The organism is Rossellomorea marisflavi, assembly GCF_009806575.1.
GTDB classification, from domain to species: Bacteria; Bacillota; Bacilli; order Bacillales; family Bacillaceae_B; genus Rossellomorea; species Rossellomorea marisflavi_A.
Map to the genome: position 1 here is coordinate 2,586,980 of NZ_CP047095.1, position 21,203 is coordinate 2,608,182.

Genomic DNA, 21,203 nt, shown 5'->3' on the forward strand with positions numbered 1-21,203 from the left:
AACCCTCTCTTTACAAATCTATCCTTCATTACCATCATATCATTAATCCAACCTGTTTTAAAGCGATTTCACGAGCGGTACCAGACAACAAAAAAAAGAAAGGCCGGAGCCTTCCCTTTTTCATCCTTCCAGCGTTTGAAGTTTCGAAGTCAATTCAAGGAATGCCTCCTTGTCCCCCTCATCAAGGGCACGGTCGATCGCCTCCAAGAGACGGTCCTTATGGAAGGAGTGCAGGCTTTCAGTCAGGAACTGCTCTGCAACGGCCTTATCCTTCTCATTGATCAGAAGGTATTTCGGCATGAACGGATTCTCTTCCAGGACGGCCGCGAACTGGTAGCTTGCATTCGCTTTGCTGAAATTAAGCTGGATATAAATGTCTTCTTCTTTGTTTAAACGGATATCGTGGAATGACTTTTCCGCGTCGGTCGTCATGATATTCTCTTTATAGAACCTGAACGGAACTTCTTCCACGCAGTGGGTGGACATGACGAGTCCTCTCGGGCAATACTGGGATTCTTCGACAAAATGAACCTTCTTCATCAATTGGTCATGACTCATCAGATAATTCAGGATCCACACGCATTCTCTGCGCTTCAGTTGATATCGATTCAAAAACCAGCGGATAAAATCTTTCTTCTCGTTGACAGAAACAGGGGTGGCCATGGTATTCCCTCCTCTGCGAAAATGGTCTGTTACAATCTATATTCGGACATGCCTTCTGTGATGCCTGATTCAGTCTTGCAATCTTTCAATCAGATCCTGCCACTCATCGTTGGACGGGTCCATGACGATCAGCTGTTTATATACTTCTACCGCTTCTGTCCGAAGTCCTTCCTCTACAAGAAACTCTCCATACTCGAGAAGGAATTCCTGATGATTCTTAAAGTCAGTATATGCAAGGCGATAATGGTTTAATGCATCCTTATATTGTTCAAGCCCCTCATACGCTTTGGCAAGGTCCCAGGAAAGCTGCGGTTCTTCTTCCCCTTCCCCTTTGACAATCGCTGCGATTTCAAGCACGTCTTCGTATTTGTCATAGGCAAAGAATAACTTATTCAGTACAAGGGCCGCTTCCAGATATCCCGGATCCAGGGCAAGGGCATTCCTCAGGAGTTCTTCTGCATCAGCGTCCAAACCGAGTTTCAGGGCGACTCTGCCCCGAAGAAGCTGAGCTCCTTATTGAACTCATCTTGTTTTTGGCCTTCCCTTACCGCTTCCAGACTTTCCTCTAGGCGCTCTTCATGCTCGTAGGCCCTGGCCAATAGAAGGTAAACGGAGTGATACTCAGGGTCCAGTTCTTTGACGGACTCCAATTTCTCGATGGCCGTTTCATAAAAGCCGGCTTGGTACGCGGTGAACGCATAGCCGAATAGGGTGTTGATCTCCAGGTGTTCCTCAAGGGCCATTTCGTAATGCTTCAGTGCTTCCTCGAAAGCCCCTCCAACGCTATATGCCTCCGCAAGCCTCTGGTGGATATGGACACCGCTGAACTCCACATGCCCCGCTTCGACAAGGGCCGTATAGTAGCGAATGGCTTCAAGGAATCTGCCGGTCTCCGAATAAAGCTCTGCAAGCCCAAAGTCGATGACAGGCTCTTTCGGGAGAAGCTCTTTGGCACGTTTGAGCTTCTGCTCACTGACTTCGAACAATCCCTGCATCTGATAAAGATCAGCCAGGAGGAGAAGTCCCCTTGGATACACGGGATCATCGTTATCAAGTTCCGACAGCCGTTCCACGGCCTCTTCTTCTTTATCCATCTCCACAAGGATTTCTGCGATTTCAATCAGGAGCTCGCCTTCACCAGGATAGTACTCCAGCAGATTCTCATAGAGTGATTTGGCTTCTTCGAGGAAACCAAGGTGATGAAGTTCCTCTGCGAGTGAGAACTTTTCTTCATGTGAGCCGAACTTCATTGTTTCTTCAAGATGCTTCATTGCTTCTTCCAGTTTGCCTTCTTCCAGGGAAGCGATCATTTTTTCTCCAGTGGTCATGGTCAATCTCTTCATCCTTTACATGTATGTTCCTCGGCATTACAGCCGGTATGGAGTAGGCTCCACAAAAAATCCGGGGTACGTATGACAATTTCCTCACCTTTCCCACGATAGGCGGTAGGATGCCCATTCAGGAAAAGACATTCCCCTTTACTCATCGTACATTTTAGCACATGTTGGGTATCCCGAACGAGTAAGTCGCCCTCTGGTACCTTCTCCAAATAAAGGTTATAACTAATTTCTCTGCCGGGAGATAGAATTCCTCTATGGGGGTGGATCCCGATTTTTCTTAAGACCTCTGGTTTCAGGGGGACTTTTTGTCCAATCGGGACGCCGATATGGGGAATCTTCACCGATTTCATCGTATTTTGCCAGATCCTCAGATGTCTTTCACGGGTTTGGGTGTCTGGTTCCGTCGAAAAAAAAGGGACAAAAGTAATGGGATAATGATTGAGGGCTTCTCTGATCCACCCCCACGGGATCACCGTGAGTGCATCAGCATCCATGATGTCAACCCAAATGACCGGGACTTTCCGGGCCCTGCATTTACGGATGATTCCCGGTGTGATCCGTTGAGGGGTCGTCTTCATCCCGATGATGAAGTCGAGGGGACTTAATTGCATCGCCTTCTTGATTCCCCTCCAATTTTGTTCAAATTCATATTCATACTCGAGGGGAAGGCGGTCAGGATCGTCGTGCATCCTTTCGCGGTGTATTCATCCATGGACCCCTGATGCTGCAGGTACTCGGGGTATTCAAGGTCACAAAATACGTGGGTTGGCCCCATGACGAAAGGAGAAACATCCCCCCTCATAAAGCGGTAATGGGGAAATGAACTTCTGATGGCTGATATCATCCCCTCTTCCACCAGGATCGACACAGGTTCTGAGCCGCCAATCATCCTTACTTGTTCCAAGATATATGAAGTCATGAAAACATCACCTTCCTTTATAGACAAGCTATGAAGGAGGTGATGCTTCCATGACTATGTGCGTGCTATCAATTGATCGATATGATCGAAGAATTGAGGATATGAAATATTGACTGCTTCATGATCCTGTAATACCACATCTGAGGACGTGATCAGGGACGCGATGGCAAGCGTCATGCCGATACGGTGATCCCCCAGGAATGGACTTCTCCTCCGTGCAGGTCCGTCTTCCCGCGGATGATCATCCCATCTTCCGTGGCTTCGATGTCGGCTCCAAGCTTTTGCAATTCCTCGACGATTGCATCGATCCGGTTTGTCTCCTTCACCTTCAGCTCTTCTGCATTTTTGATCACGGTCGTCCCTTCTGCCTGAGTGGCAAGGAGAGCGATAATCGGGATTTCATCGATCAGGGTTGGAATGGTATCACCTCCGATTTCAACTCCATGCAGACTGGATGTTTCGACGACAAGGTCACCTACAGGTTCCCCTTTGGGATCTCCCGAAGGAATGACCTCGATCGATGCCCCCATCTCTCTCATGACAGAAAGGATCCCTGTCCTTGTCTCATTAAGACCTACCTGTTTCAAGCGAACACGACTTCCTGGAACAATGGCTGCCGCCACCATGAAAAAGGCTGCTGAAGATATATCTCCAGGCACATCGACCGTACAGCCCTTGAATGCCTGGCCGCCCGTCACTTTGATGCTTTGCCCTTCCCTGGAGACCTCTCCTCCGAACTGGAGGATCATCCTTTCGGTGTGGTCCCTGGTCCGCTCCGGTTCGATTACTTCTGTCACCCCTTCGGCCTGTATGCCGGCAAGAAGGATCGCAGACTTCACCTGGGCGCTTGCAACGGGCAGTTCATACCGGATCCCTTGAAGATCCCCACCCCTGATGGAAAGGGGTGTATAATCCCCGCCTGCGCGCCCATCGATCTTTGTTCCAAGCTGCTTCAAAGGGTCGGCCACCCGCTTCATCGGCCGTCTGGCAATGGATTCATCTCCGATGAGGATGGAATGGAAAGGCCGGCCTGCAAGGAGCCCCATGATGAGCCGGGTGGTGGTTCCGGAGTTTCCTGTGTCAAGAATATCAACAGGTTCCTCTAGTCCGTCCCAGCCCTTACCGTGTACGATGATTTCATCGTCGGAGACGTCGATCTGCACCCCGAGTTTCCTGAAGCATGAGATCGTACTCAAACAGTCGTCACCCATAAGGAAGTTATGTACCTTCGTCTCTCCTTCTGCAATAGAGCCAAACATGATGGCACGGTGGGAGATGGATTTATCACCCGGCACATTGATTTCTCCATCCAATCCATTTGACGGTTTCGCCAGTCTTTTACTGTCCTGCATATCGATTCACCTCATCCTAGAAATAGTTCATAACCTGTTTTATTTGTCAGGCATTTCATCGCCTTGTCCCTGTCCTGGGACGTTTGGAAGCTGATGACCAGAACTCCGTATATGTCTTCCCGTGTCTCCATGATCCGGATATTGGTCAAACTGATCTCCTCTTCGGCAAGATAACCCGTGACCTCCGAGATCACACCAGGATAATCGGGGACATCTACAAAGAGATCATAAAAGGAAGGGATGGCGCCTTTCGAAAGCATCGGTAGCTCGTCCCTGAATGATTTTGCTTCCTCGAAGTAGGATGCGATCACTTCGGGGTCATTTTCTTCAATCATCTCGATGACTGCATTCATCTCTTCATTCCACTGAGCAAGCTGGGCAAGAAGGACTTCCCTGTTCTGCATGGTGATGTCCTTCCACATGACGGGGCTCGATGAAGCAATCCTGGTGATATCGCGGAATCCACCGGCAGCGAGCCTCCTCACATAGGGATGGTCCTCTGCATGACGCTTCGCCTGCTGTACGAGGGAGGCCGCGACGATGTGAGGGAAATGACTGATCGTTCCCGTTACAGCGTCATGTTCCTTCGGATCGATCACGATAAACTTCGCCTGAGTCCCGCTGAGCCACTGCTTCAGTTCATCGATCCTCTCTTCGGAATGCCCTTTCCCGGGAGTGAGCATGTAAAAGGCATTCTCAAATAGAAAATCCTTGGCTGCCGTGACGCCACTCTTGTGGGAGCCCGCCATGGGATGTCCTCCTATGAAACACCATTCTTCCGGTAGAATACTCTCTGCCCTCTTCATGATTTGTGCTTTTGTACTACCTGTATCGGTAATGATGACAGTCGGCTTCAAGTTGAAGTCCCTGAATGATTCAAGTAGTTTCTCCGTCTGGAAGACAGGGGTCGATATGATGATCAGATCCGCTGATTCAACAGCATCCTTCAACGAATCGACGGCTTGATCGATGATCCCGAGACTGAGTCCAAGCTTCATTTCCTTCTCCTGCACGTCAAACCCTGCAACCCTTGCTTCGGGATGTTGATTCTTAATACACAGGGCAAGGGACCCTCCGATGAGCCCCAGCCCTATCACTACTACATTACCCTTCATGTTCCTTCCACCTCGTCCCGTTAGAAAAAAGTCGGAAAGAATCTTCTTTCCGACTGGTCACTATTCATTGTGTCAATCTTGCTCCAAGAAATTCTTTCATTCTTGTGATCACTTCTTCATTTTGTTCAGAAGAACCGATCGTCACCCTGACCGTGTTCGGAATGCCAAGAGCCTCACCAGAACGGACGATATAGCCCTTACTCATGAGGAACTGGAAGACTTCGTCCCCGCTCACGCCGAAATTGATCAGGATGAAGTTTGCCTGGGATGGAAAATACTTCAGCCCATTTTCTTCACAGAAATCATAATATTGTTGAAGACCCCTGCGGTTTTCTTCCTTGCATTTCTCGATGAAGGCCTGATCCGTAAGTGCCGAGAGAGCTGCACCCTGACCCAAAGCATTATTATTGAACGGTTCCCTGATCGGTTCAAGCTTACTGATGACCTCTGCACTCGCCACACCGTAGCCGACACGGAATCCTGCCAAGCCATACGCCTTGGAGAACGTCCTTGTGATCAACAGCTGAGGATAGTTCGGAAGGAGATCGATTGATTGGTAGTAATCATCGGCCACCACATATTCATAGTACGCTTCATCCAGCACTACCAGCACGTGCTCAGGAACCGCATCGAGGAAGGCCACAAGCTCACTTTTCCGGATATACTCTCCTGTTGGATTATTCGGTGAACACAACCATACGACGGATGTATCACCATCAATGGCGGAAAGCATCGCGTCCAGGTCGTGAGCGCCATTTTCCTTCAACGGAATCTCGCGGATTTCGGCACCTTCAACCAGTGCATTATGCTTGTATTGCGGGAAAGTCGGCACGGCCATGATCGTGTTCGTTTCACTGCTCAGCAAAGCCCTGGCAATAATTTCAATCACCTCATCCGAACCGTTGCCGAATAAAAGCTGATCCGGTTCGACTCCAAGGAAACGGGCGGTTCCCTCACGAAGTTCTTTGGCAGATCCATCGGGGTAGATTGCATGTGATAATGCATGCTCTGCAAGATATTCCTTCACTGCCGGAGAGCAACCGAATGGATTTTCATTTGAGGCTAGCTTGACGACTTTATCCAAATTGAATTGGGCTTTCACGTCGTCCATCGTTTTTCCAGGTTGATATGATTTCAGATTATGAATTTGAGTTTTCCACTTCATGATTAACGTCCTTTCGTTCCAAGATCCGGCCGTAAACGGATGGCTTCGTTCTTATAGATATGCTTGATCCCTTCCTGCGGCTCCTCGGTGTTATAATGGACCATCACACGTATGCACAGGGGCAGCCCGCCTTCCACATCCAGTTCCTGCATGCACATGACGGGAACAAACGTCCAGCCCTCCAGCTGCCGCAGTGCTTTTGCAGGAAAGACACTTCCGATGTCATTGGTTGCCGATATGAATACGGAAGCGATCTTTTCAGGCATGATACGATTATGTAGGATCATTTCGTCCAATAATTGCTTGGTTGCAAGGAGGACTTCCTGTTCCTTGTTAGATGCCGCAGTGGTTGCTCCTCTGATTCCACGGATCATTCCATCATCTCCTTCTTTCTATCTATTGATTGTGCGGATGAATGTGTCCGCTTCTTCCAGGTCTTCCTTTGATACCCGGGTAAGGTAGGGTTCTCCGATGTTTCGGAGGAGAACGAATTGAGGTTCTCCATTCTTCGCTTTTTTATCCCGTGTCATAAGGGCATACAGGTCTGCAAACGACAGCTCTTCCGGGATGGTCAGATCATATCCGAGAGAAGCTGCCCAATGGGCGAATCCTTCGACGTCAAAGGTCATCCCTGACATTTTCCTGCTGAGATAAAGGGCATAAATCATTCCGACCACCACGCATTCCCCGTGGGTACGATTCCCGTATCCACTTGCGCTTTCGACGGCATGACCGTACGTATGACCAAAGTTCAGGTAGGCGCGCACACTTGATTCCCGCTCATCCCTGGCGACGATATCAGCCTTTACTTTTATTCCCCGCTCAAGGCACTCTTCCAGAAACACATCATCCAGGGCCCCAAGTCCCCGGAACGAATTCTTGATGTCCTCGAAGAAGTCTTCACCGGATAGGAATGCATGTTTGATGACTTCTCCGAATCCGGAGAGTACTTCCCGTTCCGGCAACGATTTGAGATGATCAAGGTCGAAAAAGACCGCCTCGGGCTGATGAAATTGCCCGATCATATTCTTACCGAGCGGATGGTTGATCGCTACTTTCCCACCGACTGAACTATCATGAGCAAGGATGGTCGTCGGGACCCCGATGAAGGGAACACCCCTCATGAACGTTGAGGCGACGAATCCCGCCATATCCCCGATGGCACCTCCCCCAAGGGCGATGACCACCGAACTGCGGTCGACTCCATTCATAAGTCCATGGGTCATGGCCCTTTCGAACTCCTCGAAGGTCTTCGCCCTCTCCCCGCTTGGTGCGAGATGGACTGTTACATCGAAGGTCTTCTTAAGGTACTCCACGAGAACCATGCCATGAAGATGATAGACGGCTTCATCTGCAATGATCCAGATTTTCCGATCTCTATATCCCTTTTCTATAAGAAAGGATGAAAGGGAATCCGTCAAATGATTCCCGATGATGACGTCATACGTTTTGGAAGCTGTCTCGATCGCTACCTTTTTCATGATTAAAACTCCCTTGATGCGCGTCGCTGTCTTTCCACATTGTCCAGAAGCTGGTCGAAGCGGTCACTGTGGAATTGTTCCACGATTGCCGAAGCAAGCTCCCAAGCCACCACGGCTTCTGCTACGACGCTTGCTGCAGGGACTGCACAGCTGTCTGATCGCTCGATGCTTGCCCTGAACGGTTCTTTCGTTTCGATATCAACACTTTCCAGGGGCTTATAAAGGGTCGGGATCGGCTTCATGACACCTTTGACGCTGATCGGCATCCCTGTCGACATACCACCTTCGAATCCACCCAGGCGATTGGTTCTTCTCGTATACCCGTTCTTTTCATCCCAGATGATTTCATCATGCACTTCGCTTCCGGGTTTTCTCGCCATCTCGAAGCCAAGTCCGAATTCCACCCCTTTAAAGGCATTGATGCTCATGACTGCCCTTGCAATTTTCGCATCCAGCTTCCGGTCGTAATGCACATAGCTTCCGACACCTGCAGGCATGCCTTCGACGACGACTTCCACGACGCCCCCGATAGAATCACCGTTTTTCTTCGCTTCATCGATCAGGTCCATCATTTTCTTTCCTGCTTCTTCATCGAGGCATCGTACGGGAGATTCCTCCGTTACGGTCCGCAGTTGATCGATGGACTCATACGTTCCGTTTTCGGACTTGATGCCGCCGATTTCAAGTACGTGGCCGACGACTTCGATCCCGAGCAGCTTCAGGAGCTTCTTCGCTACACTCCCAGCGGCTACGCGTACCGTCGTTTCCCTTGCCGATGAACGCTCAAGAACATTCCTCAGGTCTCTGTGACCGTATTTCATACCGCCTACAAGATCGGCGTGACCAGGGCGCGGCCTTGAGATTTGACGCTTGACTTCATCCGATTCTTCAAAAGGCTCGATTCCCATGATCTTTGTCCAATGGGTCCAGTCCTTGTTTTCCACTACCAGTCCTACAGGTGAGCCCAATGTCTGACCATGACGGACCCCTCCGACGATCTGAGCCTGGTCTTTTTCAATCTGCATCCGCCTGCCGCGGCCGTGGCCTTTTTGGCGGCGTGCCAGATCTTCATTTATATCTTCAGCCAATAATGGCATCCCTGCTGGAAGTCCTTCGATAATGGTCGTCAATTGCGGACCATGGGATTCTCCTGATGTTAAATATCTCATAACACTTTCCCCCTTCAACTCGTTAAAGAATTATGTATCAATATAACATAACTATCCTCAGAATTCCTAGTACTTATACGTAAAAAAACGAGATTTCCTGTGAAGCTCCCTTTCCTTTCAGCGCTTTAGCAGAGCGCAATAATCAGACTTGAAACAGGTGTCATACTCCTCAGGTAACGATGCGTAAGCCCTTTCATGACTCTATCAAAAAAACAGGATGACCCTATTGCAGGAGTCATCCCGTTCCATTGGACTTTCGGTAGAAAAAGGTCTCCTCCGACTGAAATCCATATTGTGAAGGAGTGAAGATCTGTTCCGTGCTTCCAACGAATAAAAACCCTCCGGGGCTTAACGCCTCATTGAATTTCCTATAGAGTGACGCTTTCGCCTCCTCAGTAAAATAAATGAGAACATTCCTGCAAATGATGAGATCAACATGTGAGTCAAAGGGATCCGCCAGTAGATTTTGCTGCTTGAAGGTGACGGAATTGACAATGCGACGGTCCAGCATATACCTCGTCCCATCTTTCACAAAGTACTTCTTCTTCAGCGGCTCGGGTATCTCCTGAAGAGAGCGCTCCGGATATACGGCTGCCTTCGCCCGTTGAAGAGCATTTTTATCAAGGTCTGTCCCAATTATGGTAAATTGTTCGGGCTTCAGATATTTCAACAGGATCATGGCGATGGTATACGGTTCTTCGCCCGTCGAACAGGCTGCGCTCCATACCTTCAATTTTGTTCCTTTCATCAGCTTCGGCAATACAGACTCTTCGAGGACCTCCCAGCGCTTCTGATTCCTGAAGAACTCCGATACATTGATGGTCATGCGGTCCAGGAATTCTTCCATCTGCTCCCTGTCGTTTTGGATCAGGTTGAAATACTCCTTGAACCCTCGGCATCCCTTCTTTTCATACAAAGCCGTCAGGCGCCTTTTCATTTGAGCTTCTTTATAGAGAGAGAGGTCGATATTGGTTTTACGCTTGACTGATTGAATGAACTCCATATATTCATTGGACAACTGGTTCACACTTTCTTCTTTCGGATTTTGCTACACCTAGTATATCGAACGGAATGCATAAAAGTTTATGGAAAGCAGGAAACTTTATGATCATGGACATTTGGATGCTTTTGATTTTCATCGATGGGGACCCTTCCTCCCGGAACCTGAAAACGAAAAAAGACAAACCGTAGCGACGGTTTGTCGGGATGGATCAGTAGATCCACTCGTTCATCAGTTTTGAGTATTCAAGAAGCTCTTCTTCTTTGAAGAACAATCCAATTTCCCTGACAGCGCTTTCAGATGAGTCAGAACCGTGAATGATATTTTTACCGACCGTCAAACCGAAGTCCCCGCGGATCGTACCGAGATTCGCGTCTTTAGGGTTTGTGGCACCCATCATTCCACGAGCGGTGGTGATGACATTCTCCCCTTGCCAAACCATGGCAAAAACCGGTCCGGAAGTGATGAAATCGACTAATTCTCCGAAGAAAGGTCTTTCTTTATGCTCGCCATAGTGCTCCTTTGCAAGCTCTTCTGATACGTTCATCAACTTGGCTCCTGCAAGCTGAAACCCCTTTTTTTCGAAACGTGCGACAATATCACCGATTAGTCCGCGTTGCACTCCGTCCGGTTTGACCATTAAAAACGTTTTTTCCATGCTCCCCACTCCTATTATGTATGTATAGTATGTCTTAGGACATTACACGAAAATAGTAACAGAGTTTCGCATGTTTGGCAACGTTTCCATTTTAAATTTTCACAATATTTCTCAATATTTTCTTTTTCCAATATAATTTGCAATGTTTTTCAACGTACGCTTCACCTTGTTTGCAGGCAAGTGATCCAAGTCTTCAAGTGCCCTGTCGAGATACCTTTTGCTCAAGGCATAGGATCGTTCGATGGCATCCGTACCCCGTATTGCTTCGATAACGGCCTGGATTTCTCCTAGTGAACTTTCTTCCCTTACGCGGATGATCTTTTCTTTTACTTCGGGGTCATCCATGGCATAAAGCACTGGAAGAGTGATATTCCCTTGCCAAAGGTCGCTTCCTGCCGGTTTCCCGAGCTCCTCCTCTGTTGAAGTAAGATCGAGGATGTCATCGATGATCTGATAGCTCATCCCGACATTGTATCCGAAGTTGAACAGTCTTTTATGTACTTCTTCCGGTGCTCCAGAAGAGATGGCGCCCAGCTGGCAGCTGACCGCGATGAGGAGTGCCGTCTTCCGTTTGATCCGGAGGAGATAATCCCTGAGGTGCTGGTCATATCGATATTTATCCTGGATTTGGGCAATTTCTCCTTTGCACAGCTCCACCAATGTATGAGAAAGGATCCTATGGGCTTCCGGGACCCTGATGTGAGTCATATACTCAAGGGCACGCGCGAAGATATAATCGCCTGTGTACATGGCGACCCGATTGTCCCACTGCGCCTTGATGGTCGGCTTACCTCTCCTGAGCTCCGCATCATCAATGACGTCATCATGGACGAGGGAGGCCATATGCATGAGCTCGAGGGATACGGCCGCATGTTTGACCACGTTGATATCATAGACGCCATACTTTGCAGAGAGCAGGACAAATACAGGTCGTATCCGTTTACCTCCGGCCTGAAGCAGGTGAAGGGAAGCCTCTTGTAAAAGGGAAGAATCCGATTGGATTGCTACTTCCAGCTCTTTTTCTATTTCCTCGATATCCGCTTTGAGAAACGAATACAATCTATTTAACTTCATAGTTTCTCCACCCATTTACCCAAAATATCGTGCGTTCACTTTCTTCCGGAATGCATCGCTGCCACACCGCCGCTGAATGGCTTCACGTGCACATCCCTGAAGCCTGCTTCCTCGAACATGGCTGCAAGCTCTTTCATGCCTGGGAAATCCCTGGCCGATTCCTGTAGCCATGAATATTCATTGAAGCTCTTGGCAAATAGCTTTCCGAAGATCGGCATGATGAATCTGAAATAGCCATAATACATCTGTTTGAACACCGGCATCGTAGGCTGGGATGTTTCCAGGCAGACGGCCATTCCTCCAGGCTTCAACACGCGATTCATTTCCTTGAGGACATGAAGATAATCGGGTACGTTCCGAAGTCCGAAACCGATCGTCACATAATCGAAGGTATCATCTTCAAATGGCAGTTCCATTGCATTCCCATGAATCAGTTCGATATTGTCGAACCGGGAATCCCGTACTTTTTCTTCCCCGATCGAAAGCATGTTTTGGCTGAAATCAAGCCCCTTGACTTCACCTGTTTCTCCCACCTCTTCAGCGATGGCCAAAGTCCAATCAGCCGTTCCGCAGCATACATCCAGTGCCTTGCTTCCCGGTTCCACCGACATATGCTTCATTGTTTCCTTGCGCCACTTCTTATGCTGTTGAAAGCTGATGACAGAATTCATCTTGTCGTAATTACCATAAATTTTTTCAAATACTCCATGTACTCTCTGTTCTTTAGACTGCTGCATTCCGTTACCCTTCTTCCGCATATAATTTCGTCATTTCCCGTGGTTCGGCATAGGGCAGCAGTTCAAGTACAATCTTCTTCAGATTGGGGGCGACAAGACCCCCATCCTCCATATTCCGATGAACGGCCGCTTTCACGCCCTCAATGAGCCGGTCAAGGGACGAAAGCAAATGCCTATGACCTTCACTTTTCTTTTTCAAGAGCCCACTCTCCCTCATGGCCGACGGTAGGCTAACCTTCGCCAATGCCTGCAGGAAGCTTGTCGTTTCGGTCTCCTCCAAGCTGCTTCGCTCCTGGATGAGCTTCTTGTATACAAGCACATCCGAGACGACTTCTTCCCAACGGGAATCGTCCATGAATGCGAAGAAATTGGAAATGATGGAGGCCTCCCGTTTCCTCAGGGTCTTCATAAGGGCGGTGATGTCGGCGTGATCTCCCTTGTAGATGGATATCTTACTTTCGTTGACTTCCTTGATGGCTTTTGCGAGGATCGCAATCAAGTCAACCTCATCCGTTTCAGCGAGGATTTTGTAATATAGACTACTGAAATACACTCCGGCAAGGACCGTGAGCTGCCTTTCTTTCAGCGGATCAAACTCCGAATTGGTGACTTTTTCATGGGTATCAAGGGCAATCTGCAAAAGCATGGCAGTAGAAATCCACTGAACCTCTTCCAAGCTGATGTCCCCATTCGCCTCTGCAAACGGAAGTAAAAGGAAATGGATCCGATCCCGATCAATATAGGGATGATCGATATATTCCTTTAAATAAGAGTGATGCAGCTGCTCTTCCACGTATTGATGAATGATATTCGCTTGATGGTTGCAATCAATGAATTTCATACCCGGTAATCCCCATTTCTACTATGTATCGATCTATAATTTTCAGCATTATGTATTATATCATATATTCATGTCCAAATGGGTAAACCGCCACGAGGTTTATAGTGAAAGGGACGATGTTGAAGGCCACGCCTTCTCTCCCGTCCCACGGATTCAGCACCCCATCAGCGGTGGACCCTATTTACGGCTGTCGCTCTCCATTTCACCATAGGCGGTCTGGATGGACGCCTTGCCCCGTATCTTGATGGCTGACGTATGATCGGTGAACTGAGCAATCATCACTTCCCCTTTATCCAGCTTTTCAGAATGGTGGAAACGTGTATCCGTTCCCCGGGTCAGACCGATGACATTCACCCCATCTTCAATGGCTTTGATTACAATGTAGTCATTGCTGTTCATCCACGTTCACTCCCGAGTATTAGTCCTTGATGAACGAAAGCACTTCGTTCCTCGCTTGTGCATCCTCTTTGAAGCTTCCACGCACAGCCGTTGTAACGGTACTTGCCCCCGGCTTCTTCACGCCACGCATTGTCATGCACATATGTTCCGCTTCAACCACGACCATGACACCATGAGGTTCAAGTGTCTCCATGATGGTATCTGCAACGGTCGATGTGATCCGTTCTTGCAGCTGAGGACGTTTGGCAACCGTCTCTACCGCACGTGCCAGCTTGCTTAGTCCGGTAACCCGGCCATTCCGGGGAATGTAGGCTACATGAGCCTTCCCGAAGAAAGGTACAAGATGATGCTCACACATGGAATGGAACGGAATATCTTTGACGAGGACAAGCTCCTCATGATCTTCACCAAAGATCGTTTCAAAATATTCCTTCGGATCCTGATGCATGCCGGAGAATACTTCAGCATACATTTTCGCTACCCTTTTAGGTGTATCAAGCAAACCTTCTCTATTAGGATTATCTCCTATCGCTTCCAGAATTAATCGGACAGCGTCTTCAATCTGGCGGTAATTCACTTCGGCCATCGTCTTTTCCTCCTAAAGTAACTTAAAGAAATAGTAACATTGTATATAGTATCACAAGCCATCTCCCCCATCAAAGCAGAGTGCTTTGGGAACGCGCCGCATGATGGCGATTGATAAAAAAAAGACCGCACAATGTGCGGTCTTTACGCTCAAAGTATGTAATTATTTTACAGCTTCTTTAAGCGCTTTACCTGGTTTGAAAGCAGGTACTTTGCTTGCTGAGATCTCGATTTCTTCACCAGTTTGTGGGTTGCGGCCTTTACGGGCAGCACGCTCGCGTACCTCGAAGTTACCGAATCCGATCAACTGTACTTTATCACCATTTGCCAGTGATTCCTGGATTGTATCAAAAACAGCGTCGACTGCTTTTGTTGCGTCCTTCTTAGAAAGTTCAGCAGCTTCTGCAACAGCATTGATTAGTTCTGTCTTGTTCATGCCATTCACCTCCTCCCAAGGAAATGCCTCAGTTTTGGTTCATTTACTTTTACTATCATTAGTAAACAAGTTTAGCGAATTCTATACATGAACAGTAAAAAATCGCTTGAAAACGTTGATGAATCAATATTCAACAACAATTCTGTTAGTAGATTATCATAATAGATTCGCCTTAGCAAGAATAAAACCAGAAATAATGGGAATCTTTTCTTATTTGATACACAAATGTAATAGAAACCCCTCTTTTTGGCTTTAAATACAAGGTTTATCCATCATTCCACCCTTCGTCACTCTACCCTTGGGCATTTATTCTTAAACCTTGTGAAGCCTATTTTTGTTTACCCATCTAAAAAAAGGTGCAGGGGCCGTGTCTTTACCCCTTACCGCTTCCCCCATTGTCAGCCGTTGGTCCCCATCCCCGGGTCCCTCATGGGCGGTCACTCACCAGATCAGGATCGTCCGACCGGATTTATTCACTCATACCTATAAGAATAATGATTCAAACCATGACCCAACCCGATCACAAGGCAGGTTGGAGAGTGTCTGTTCGAACGTTTCTGCAGGTCTGTCCCCCGGACTCATCCACCCCATTTCTAAGTATACCCCTTTACTGGACCGCTTCCCCGTCTGCCCTATCGCACCCATACCTGTACGCTCAGCACGGACAGATCGCGGCAGACGCAAGCAAGGCCCACACTGAAATAAAAGCAATATACTATGGGATAGCCTTCATGGATTTCCCCATAAAAAAAACCTCCCGACACTCATTCATGTCGGGAGATTCCGTTAAAGGATGATGGCGATCAGGCCGCCGGACCCCTCATTGATGATCCGTTCCAGGGTATCCTTGAGCTTGTAGCGGGCATTTTCAGGCATGAGGGATAGCTTTGCCTGGATGCCTTCCCTTACGATCGAGCTCAGGGATCGTCCGAAGATATCAGAGTTCCAGATTGACAGCGGATCGTCTTCGAAGTCCTGCATGAGGTAGCGAACAAGTTCTTCGCTTTGTTTCTCCGTCCCGATGATCGGCTCGAATTTGGACTGAACATCGACCTTGATCATATGGATCGACGGAGCGACAGCTTTCAGGCTGACGCCGAAACGCGATCCCTGCCTGATGATTTCCGGCTCATCGAGGCTCATGTCGGACAAGGAAGGGGCTGCTATGCCATAACCCGTCTGCTTCACCATCCGCAGGGCATCGGATATTTGGTCATACTCCGCTTTGGCATGGGCGAAATCCTGCATGAGCTCAAGGAGATGATCTTTCCCCCTGATCTCGACGCCGACGATTTCCTTCAGCACTTCATCATAGAGTTCATCCGGTGCATACAGGTCGATTTCGGCGATCCCTTGCCCCATGTCGATACCAGCCAGTCCAGCCCTCTCGATATGCTCGATTTCGCTGAAGTGGTGGACGACCCGGTCCACATCCCTCAGGCGCTTGATGTCTTTCACCGTCTCCTTGACGGCCTCCTGATAGTTCTGCCTCAACCAATGCTCTTCTTTCAGCACCATGACCCAGCTCGGAAGATTGACGTTCACTTCCAAGACCGGGAATTCGAACAGCGCTTCCCTCAGGACGTTCATGACATCCGAATCTCTCATGCTTTCCACGCTCATGGCTAGCACCGGAATATCATATTTATCCTGAAGCTTCAGTCGCAGGTCTTCGGTTTCCGGCGCATGCGGCCTTGCCGAGTTGATGACCATGATGAACGGCTTGCCGACTTCCTTCAGTTCCTCAATCACTCTCTCTTCTGCTTCGATGTAATCTCCGCGACCGATTTCGCCGATGGAGCCGTCGGTCGTGACGACCACACCGATCGTGGAATGCTCCTGGATGACCTTCCGGGTCCCGATCTCAGCCGCTTCATGGAACGGGATCGGTTCTTCATACCACGGCGTGTTGATCATCCTCGGGCCATTCTCGTCTTCGTATCCCTTGGCACCCGGTACGGTATACCCCACACAGTCTACCAATCTTATATTCACTTCAAGGCCTTCATCCACATGAACGGAAATGGCCTGGTTCGGTACAAATTTCGGCTCTGTCGTCATGATGGTCCTTCCGGCAGCGCTCTGAGGCAGTTCATCCTGTGCCCTGGCCCGCTCGGATTCACTTGCAATATTGGGCAGGACCACCAGTTCCATGAATTTCTTAATGAACGTCGACTTCCCGGTCCTTACAGCCCCTACAACCCCCAGGTAAATATCCCCACCCGTTCTTTCGGCAATGTCTTTAAATAGATCGACTCTTTCCAAGAGACTCCCTCCTATCTTCTATTCCAAGGATCGAATTCATCCGCTTATGCTGTCTCTCACAGTAGGTTTGATGTTGTCCTAATGTCTTAAGACTATTAATATGCACCTTTTACCCCCTTATGAATGATTTCAGAAATTTATTATGTCTTGGCATTTATGATCCTTCATACAGAGAAGGGAATAAAAAAATGTCATAATAAAAAACCCTTCTCCTACACTATATTTTGCAGGAGAAGGGTTATGCCTATTTTGTCATGAAGACCGGTTCATTCTTATCATCTATCGTATACGGGAGTGAATAGGCAGGGACGAATAGAGAATCATCGGTCAACAGCCGACGGATGTCTTCCCCTTCCTTCACATCCTTCTTATCTTTCACCTTATCGTACAGATCCATCGAATAGTCTACGAAGATGTCTCCGTCTCCGTTGATGATGAGAGGAAGATTATGATTCGTGTATGGACTTTGGACATATACTTCATCATCATATCCGAGTTCCTTATAGTTGAGCTTGTATACATTTTCCGCCACCTGCTTTTCAAAAGGCGGGTAATCCTGTGCCTGGATGCGGATATTCACTTCCCTGATCCTTTCTGCCATCCGGAGATCAAAGATCTTCACTTTGGGATCCTCTTCCGCATCGATGATGACATATTGGAAGATCCCACCGCTCTCGAATGCATTACCCGGTACTTCATTGAGATACTGAGGGACGAGCTTTTTGAAATCCAGGGGATATTTCTGATAGATGGGGGTATCTTCTTCCTTTGTTTTGATCGGGAGAAGTCCGCCCGTGTCTTTCTGATATGTATCGACGGCTTCTTGAACCGTTTTGACCTGTGCATCGTAAGGAATTCTGTTCTGGCTTTTATTTTCTTCCGGATACAAGCATCCCGATAGGAGGCTCATGGTGATGACCAGAAGCAAAGCTAGTACTCCGTTCTTTTTCAATCATAATCGTCCTTTCACAGTGGAGCTGTTCAACCCGCCGATTTCTTGGTCGGCACCCTCGGACGGGATTGAAGCGCTTTAATTTGACGGTCCGCTCAATACGATATAGAGCATGGTGAGCCCTCCGGCTATCATCATGATATAGGCCGCAAAGGCAGTGACGAATTTCAATATCTTCTGTTTGATTTTATAACGGCTGAAGTAAATGGTGATAATCGCAAAAAACATAAAGCCCATCGATGCGAATGAAATCCACATCTTCATCATTGAAGTCATGATGTATCCCCTCCCATTTATCGAATTGTATTATAACATAAGAATTTCCGAAAAAAACAAAAAATCCGAATCTGAAACAAAGTTTCCATTATTATGTCATGAAGCGCATTCATTTCCACTAAATCGCAAAAAAACAGCCGATAATGCCAAGGTTTAACCCCCTAGCATTACCGGCTGAACAGCTTGAGACCTACCCATCCATAAGCAAAGCTGTATATATTCAAGACAGTGTATGCACATTTGTTGCTTACGTAACCTCTAAATGCCCATGGATGGCTGTTTTTTTAATCCGTCAGACGTTCTCCGAGGATATTGACGAGATCTTCCATCTCATTCGTCTTGACCCTTGCCATGAGATGGTCGACCGCTTCCTTCGCCTTGACCTCATTGAACAGCACGTCATAAAGAACATTTGTGATCGGCATTTTCACATCATACTTCTCGGCTAGCTGATGGGCAGCCTTCGTGGTACGGACGCCTTCCACCACCATCCCCATGTTTTCCAGCACTTCATCGAGATTCTTGCCTTGACCAAGAAGATTTCCGGCTCTCCAGTTCCTGGAGTGGACGCTCGTACACGTGACGATGAGGTCGCCGATTCCCGTAAGACCTGAGAATGTCAGGGGATTCGCCCCCATTTTCGTGCCCAGTCGTGCAATCTCTGCAAGCCCCCTCGTAATGAGGGCAGCTTTCGCATTGTCACCGTATCCAAGGCCGTCCGTGATCCCGGCAGCAAGGGCGATGATGTTTTTCAGGGCCCCGCCGATTTCAACACCAAGAAGATCCGGGTTTGTATATACCCTGAAGTTCTTGTTCATGAAAAGGTCCTGCACTTCTTCTGCGGCCTTCATGTTTTTTGAAGACACCGTCACGGTCGTCGGATGGCGCAAACTTACTTCTTCGGCATGACTCGGTCCGGAAAGGACAACGATGGCCTCCCTGTTCACTTCATCCATTTCTTCTTCGATGATTTCAGAGATCGTCAAGAGTGAATCGGGTTCGATCCCTTTGCTTACATGAACAACCGTCAACGGACCAGCCTGCTCCTCCTGAATCCTGCCGAGCACTCCGCGGATTGCCTTTGTCGGGACCGCAAGGATGATTGTGTCCACCCCTTGAAGGGCTTCTGCCAAGTCGTGATAGCCGCGGATCGTTTCAGGTAGTTTAATATCTTTCAGGTATTTCGCGTTGGTATGGTGGCGATTGATTTCATCGATCTGTTCTTGTTTGTGTCCCCATAGGCGGACCGGTACATCGTTATCGGCGAGGACCATGGCCAGGGCAGAACCCCAGCTCCCGGCGCCGATTACGGCAACTTCTTTAGAATGTTTCACTGCCTACACCTGCCTCATTATTTTCTCGCTCTTGCAATGATACGAATAGGAGTTCCTTCAAATCCAAATGCGTCCCTGATCCGGTTTTCCAGGAAACGTTCATAAGAGAAATGCATCAATTCAGGATCATTGACGAATACAACGAATGTAGGAGGCTTGACGGCCACCTGTGTCGCATAGTAGATCCTGAGACGCTTCCCATTGTCAGTAGGGGTTGGATTCATCGCGACAGCATCCATGACCACCTCATTCAACACGCTGGACTGAACGCGCATGGAGTGGTTTTCGCTGGCTACGTTGATCATCGGCAGAAGCGTATGAATGCGCTTTTTGGTAAGGGCCGATAAGAATACGATCGGTGCGTAATCAAGGAACTGGAAGTGATCCCTGATGTTCTTCTCCCACTTGTTCATGGTTTTTTCGTCTTTCTCAACAGCATCCCATTTGTTCACAACAATGATGACGGCACGGCCGGCATCATGGGCATAGCCTGCGATCTTCTTATCCTGTTCGATGATGCCTTCGTCGCCATCGATGACAACCAGGACGACATCAGATCGCTCAATGGCCCTCAGGGCACGAAGGACGCTGTATTTCTCCGTCGTTTCATAGACCTTCCCTTTTTTCCTCATACCTGCAGTATCGATGATGACATAGTCCTGACCATCGTAGGAATAAGAGGAATCGACTGCATCCCTGGTCGTTCCGGCAACATTGCTCACAATGACCCTGTCTTCTCCAAGAAGGGCGTTGACGAGGGATGATTTACCGACGTTCGGACGGCCGATCAATGAAAACTTGATCACTTCATCATCATAATCCTCTTCCTCTTCTTGCTTGAAATGCTTCACTACATCATCCAGGAGATCACCCAGGCCAAGACCATGTGATCCTGAAATCGGATAAGGCTCCCCGAATCCCAGGGAATAGAAATCATAGACCAATTCCCTCATTTCCGGGTTATCTACCTTATTTACCCCAAGAACGACCGGTTTACTCGACCGGTAAAGGATCTTTGCCACCACTTCATCCGCAGCCGTCACCCCTTCTCTTCCATTGGTCAGGAAGATGATGACATCGGCTTCATCGATGGCGATTTCGGCCTGCTGTCTGATTTGATCTAAAAACGGCTCGTCCCCGATCTCGATCCCGCCCGTATCGATCATATTGAATTCATGAGTCAGCCACTCTGCAGAACTATAGATCCGGTCCCTCGTCACGCCCGGTACGTCTTCGACGATTGAAATCCGTTCACCGACGATCCGGTTGAAGATCGTGGACTTCCCGACATTCGGACGTCCGACGATGGCTACCACTGGCTTTGTCATATTGTTCACCCTTTCTATCTATCGCTTCCGTTTCATTAATTCGCGTTTATGTAGAGAAGGACTGGCCCTTCAATGGGTCAGTCCCCTTAACTTAAGTATTTTAACAATAAAAGA

The 21,203-nt window shown here is 48.3% G+C and carries 23 protein-coding genes and 1 pseudogene; all 24 read right to left on the bottom strand.

Going from position 1 to position 21,203, the window contains the following annotated elements:
* Positions 1-120: 120 nt before the first annotated feature.
* Entirely contained in the window at positions 121-663 is a 543-nt protein-coding gene (locus D5E69_RS13445; protein WP_048005875.1) for a ReoY family proteolytic degradation factor, read from the bottom strand.
* Positions 664-732: 69 nt separating this feature from the next.
* Positions 733-1,134, bottom strand: coding sequence for a tetratricopeptide repeat protein (locus D5E69_RS23980; protein WP_347566692.1), 402 nt, complete (start codon positions 1,132-1,134; stop codon positions 733-735).
* An 8-nt stretch (positions 1,135-1,142) separates the two neighbouring features.
* The gene (locus D5E69_RS13450; RefSeq protein WP_347566693.1) at positions 1,143-1,991 is read right to left on the bottom strand and encodes a tetratricopeptide repeat protein; all 849 of its coding nucleotides are present in this window, start codon (positions 1,989-1,991) and stop codon (positions 1,143-1,145) included.
* 11 nt (positions 1,992-2,002) lie between these two features.
* Entirely contained in the window at positions 2,003-2,497 is a 495-nt protein-coding gene (locus D5E69_RS13455) for a hypothetical protein (RefSeq protein WP_159129777.1), read from the bottom strand.
* Positions 2,498-2,604: 107 nt separating this feature from the next.
* Positions 2,605-2,922 (bottom strand): hypothetical protein, encoded by a 318-nt coding sequence (locus D5E69_RS13460; protein WP_159129778.1) that lies wholly within the window; start codon positions 2,920-2,922, stop codon positions 2,605-2,607.
* A 54-nt stretch (positions 2,923-2,976) separates the two neighbouring features.
* Positions 2,977-4,274: pseudogene (gene aroA / locus D5E69_RS13465) on the bottom strand (3-phosphoshikimate 1-carboxyvinyltransferase).
* An 11-nt stretch (positions 4,275-4,285) separates the two neighbouring features.
* Entirely contained in the window at positions 4,286-5,389 is a 1,104-nt protein-coding gene (locus tag D5E69_RS13470) for a prephenate dehydrogenase (protein WP_048005879.1), read from the bottom strand.
* Between the two features lie 64 nt (positions 5,390-5,453).
* Positions 5,454-6,554: a histidinol-phosphate transaminase gene (hisC, locus tag D5E69_RS13475; protein WP_048005880.1), complete on the bottom strand. Its 1,101-nt coding sequence runs from the start codon at positions 6,552-6,554 to the stop codon at positions 5,454-5,456.
* 2 nt (positions 6,555-6,556) lie between these two features.
* Complete coding sequence (gene aroH, locus D5E69_RS13480) at positions 6,557-6,928, bottom strand: chorismate mutase (protein WP_048005881.1); 372 nt, start codon at positions 6,926-6,928, stop codon at positions 6,557-6,559.
* Between the two features lie 18 nt (positions 6,929-6,946).
* Positions 6,947-8,035, bottom strand: a complete 1,089-nt coding sequence (aroB, locus tag D5E69_RS13485; protein WP_048014967.1) for a 3-dehydroquinate synthase — start codon at positions 8,033-8,035, stop codon at positions 6,947-6,949.
* Between the two features lie 2 nt (positions 8,036-8,037).
* The gene (aroC, locus tag D5E69_RS13490; RefSeq protein ID WP_048005883.1) at positions 8,038-9,204 is read right to left on the bottom strand and encodes a chorismate synthase; all 1,167 of its coding nucleotides are present in this window, start codon (positions 9,202-9,204) and stop codon (positions 8,038-8,040) included.
* Positions 9,205-9,439: 235 nt separating this feature from the next.
* Complete coding sequence (locus tag D5E69_RS13495) at positions 9,440-10,207, bottom strand: CheR family methyltransferase (protein ID WP_048006380.1); 768 nt, start codon at positions 10,205-10,207, stop codon at positions 9,440-9,442.
* 208 nt (positions 10,208-10,415) lie between these two features.
* On the bottom strand, positions 10,416-10,862 hold the full coding sequence (ndk, locus tag D5E69_RS13500; RefSeq protein ID WP_048005884.1) for a nucleoside-diphosphate kinase: 447 nt from the start codon (positions 10,860-10,862) through the stop codon (positions 10,416-10,418).
* Between the two features lie 111 nt (positions 10,863-10,973).
* On the bottom strand, positions 10,974-11,936 hold the full coding sequence (gene hepT / locus D5E69_RS13505; RefSeq protein WP_159129779.1) for a heptaprenyl diphosphate synthase component II: 963 nt from the start codon (positions 11,934-11,936) through the stop codon (positions 10,974-10,976).
* A 35-nt stretch (positions 11,937-11,971) separates the two neighbouring features.
* A complete protein-coding gene (locus D5E69_RS13510) occupies positions 11,972-12,673 on the bottom strand; it encodes a demethylmenaquinone methyltransferase (RefSeq protein ID WP_048005886.1) in 702 nt (233 codons plus the stop codon).
* Positions 12,674-12,677: 4 nt separating this feature from the next.
* Entirely contained in the window at positions 12,678-13,514 is an 837-nt protein-coding gene (locus D5E69_RS13515; RefSeq protein ID WP_053072042.1) for a heptaprenyl diphosphate synthase component 1, read from the bottom strand.
* Between the two features lie 177 nt (positions 13,515-13,691).
* Positions 13,692-13,913, bottom strand: a complete 222-nt coding sequence (gene mtrB / locus D5E69_RS13520) for a trp RNA-binding attenuation protein MtrB (RefSeq protein ID WP_048005887.1) — start codon at positions 13,911-13,913, stop codon at positions 13,692-13,694.
* A 19-nt stretch (positions 13,914-13,932) separates the two neighbouring features.
* The gene (folE, locus tag D5E69_RS13525; protein WP_048005888.1) at positions 13,933-14,499 is read right to left on the bottom strand and encodes a GTP cyclohydrolase I FolE; all 567 of its coding nucleotides are present in this window, start codon (positions 14,497-14,499) and stop codon (positions 13,933-13,935) included.
* Between the two features lie 162 nt (positions 14,500-14,661).
* Positions 14,662-14,934, bottom strand: coding sequence for an HU family DNA-binding protein (locus D5E69_RS13530; RefSeq protein ID WP_032087878.1), 273 nt, complete (start codon positions 14,932-14,934; stop codon positions 14,662-14,664).
* A 786-nt stretch (positions 14,935-15,720) separates the two neighbouring features.
* Positions 15,721-17,199, bottom strand: a complete 1,479-nt coding sequence (gene spoIVA, locus D5E69_RS13535; RefSeq protein ID WP_048005889.1) for a stage IV sporulation protein A — start codon at positions 17,197-17,199, stop codon at positions 15,721-15,723.
* Between the two features lie 244 nt (positions 17,200-17,443).
* Positions 17,444-18,151 carry a YphF family lipoprotein gene (locus D5E69_RS13540; RefSeq protein WP_048014068.1) on the bottom strand — a complete coding sequence of 236 codons (708 nt, stop codon included), beginning with the start codon at positions 18,149-18,151 and terminating at the stop codon, positions 17,444-17,446.
* A 78-nt stretch (positions 18,152-18,229) separates the two neighbouring features.
* The gene (locus tag D5E69_RS13545; protein WP_048005890.1) at positions 18,230-18,427 is read right to left on the bottom strand and encodes a DUF2768 domain-containing protein; all 198 of its coding nucleotides are present in this window, start codon (positions 18,425-18,427) and stop codon (positions 18,230-18,232) included.
* A gap of 284 nt (positions 18,428-18,711) precedes the next feature.
* Complete coding sequence (locus D5E69_RS13550; protein WP_231579003.1) at positions 18,712-19,701, bottom strand: NAD(P)H-dependent glycerol-3-phosphate dehydrogenase; 990 nt, start codon at positions 19,699-19,701, stop codon at positions 18,712-18,714.
* A gap of 77 nt (positions 19,702-19,778) precedes the next feature.
* A complete protein-coding gene (der, locus tag D5E69_RS13555; protein ID WP_048014067.1) occupies positions 19,779-21,089 on the bottom strand; it encodes a ribosome biogenesis GTPase Der in 1,311 nt (436 codons plus the stop codon).
* Positions 21,090-21,203 lie beyond the last annotated feature (114 nt).

Coding starts and splice junctions, on each gene's coding strand:
- aroH (WP_048005881.1), bottom strand. CDS start 6,928: ATGATCCGTGGAATCAGAGGAGCAACCACTGCGGCATCTAACAAGGAA.
- D5E69_RS13530 (WP_032087878.1), bottom strand. CDS start 14,934: ATGAACAAGACAGAACTAATCAATGCTGTTGCAGAAGCTGCTGAACTT.
- hisC (WP_048005880.1), bottom strand. CDS start 6,554: ATGAAGTGGAAAACTCAAATTCATAATCTGAAATCATATCAACCTGGA.
- hepT (WP_159129779.1), bottom strand. CDS start 11,936: ATGAAGTTAAATAGATTGTATTCGTTTCTCAAAGCGGATATCGAGGAA.
- D5E69_RS13450 (WP_347566693.1), bottom strand. CDS start 1,991: ATGACCACTGGAGAAAAAATGATCGCTTCCCTGGAAGAAGGCAAACTG.
- D5E69_RS13550 (WP_231579003.1), bottom strand. CDS start 19,701: ATGGTCCTCGCCGATAACGATGTACCGGTCCGCCTATGGGGACACAAA.
- der (WP_048014067.1), bottom strand. CDS start 21,089: ATGACAAAGCCAGTGGTAGCCATCGTCGGACGTCCGAATGTCGGGAAG.
- folE (WP_048005888.1), bottom strand. CDS start 14,499: ATGGCCGAAGTGAATTACCGCCAGATTGAAGACGCTGTCCGATTAATT.
- aroB (WP_048014967.1), bottom strand. CDS start 8,035: ATGAAAAAGGTAGCGATCGAGACAGCTTCCAAAACGTATGACGTCATC.
- mtrB (WP_048005887.1), bottom strand. CDS start 13,913: ATGAACAGCAATGACTACATTGTAATCAAAGCCATTGAAGATGGGGTG.
- D5E69_RS13510 (WP_048005886.1), bottom strand. CDS start 12,673: ATGCAGCAGTCTAAAGAACAGAGAGTACATGGAGTATTTGAAAAAATT.
- D5E69_RS13495 (WP_048006380.1), bottom strand. CDS start 10,207: ATGGAGTTCATTCAATCAGTCAAGCGTAAAACCAATATCGACCTCTCT.
- aroC (WP_048005883.1), bottom strand. CDS start 9,204: ATGAGATATTTAACATCAGGAGAATCCCATGGTCCGCAATTGACGACC.
- D5E69_RS13455 (WP_159129777.1), bottom strand. CDS start 2,497: ATGGATGCTGATGCACTCACGGTGATCCCGTGGGGGTGGATCAGAGAA.
- D5E69_RS13445 (WP_048005875.1), bottom strand. CDS start 663: ATGGCCACCCCTGTTTCTGTCAACGAGAAGAAAGATTTTATCCGCTGG.
- ndk (WP_048005884.1), bottom strand. CDS start 10,862: ATGGAAAAAACGTTTTTAATGGTCAAACCGGACGGAGTGCAACGCGGA.
- D5E69_RS13545 (WP_048005890.1), bottom strand. CDS start 18,427: ATGACTTCAATGATGAAGATGTGGATTTCATTCGCATCGATGGGCTTT.
- D5E69_RS13460 (WP_159129778.1), bottom strand. CDS start 2,922: ATGACTTCATATATCTTGGAACAAGTAAGGATGATTGGCGGCTCAGAA.
- D5E69_RS13470 (WP_048005879.1), bottom strand. CDS start 5,389: ATGAAGGGTAATGTAGTAGTGATAGGGCTGGGGCTCATCGGAGGGTCC.
- D5E69_RS13515 (WP_053072042.1), bottom strand. CDS start 13,514: ATGAAATTCATTGATTGCAACCATCAAGCGAATATCATTCATCAATAC.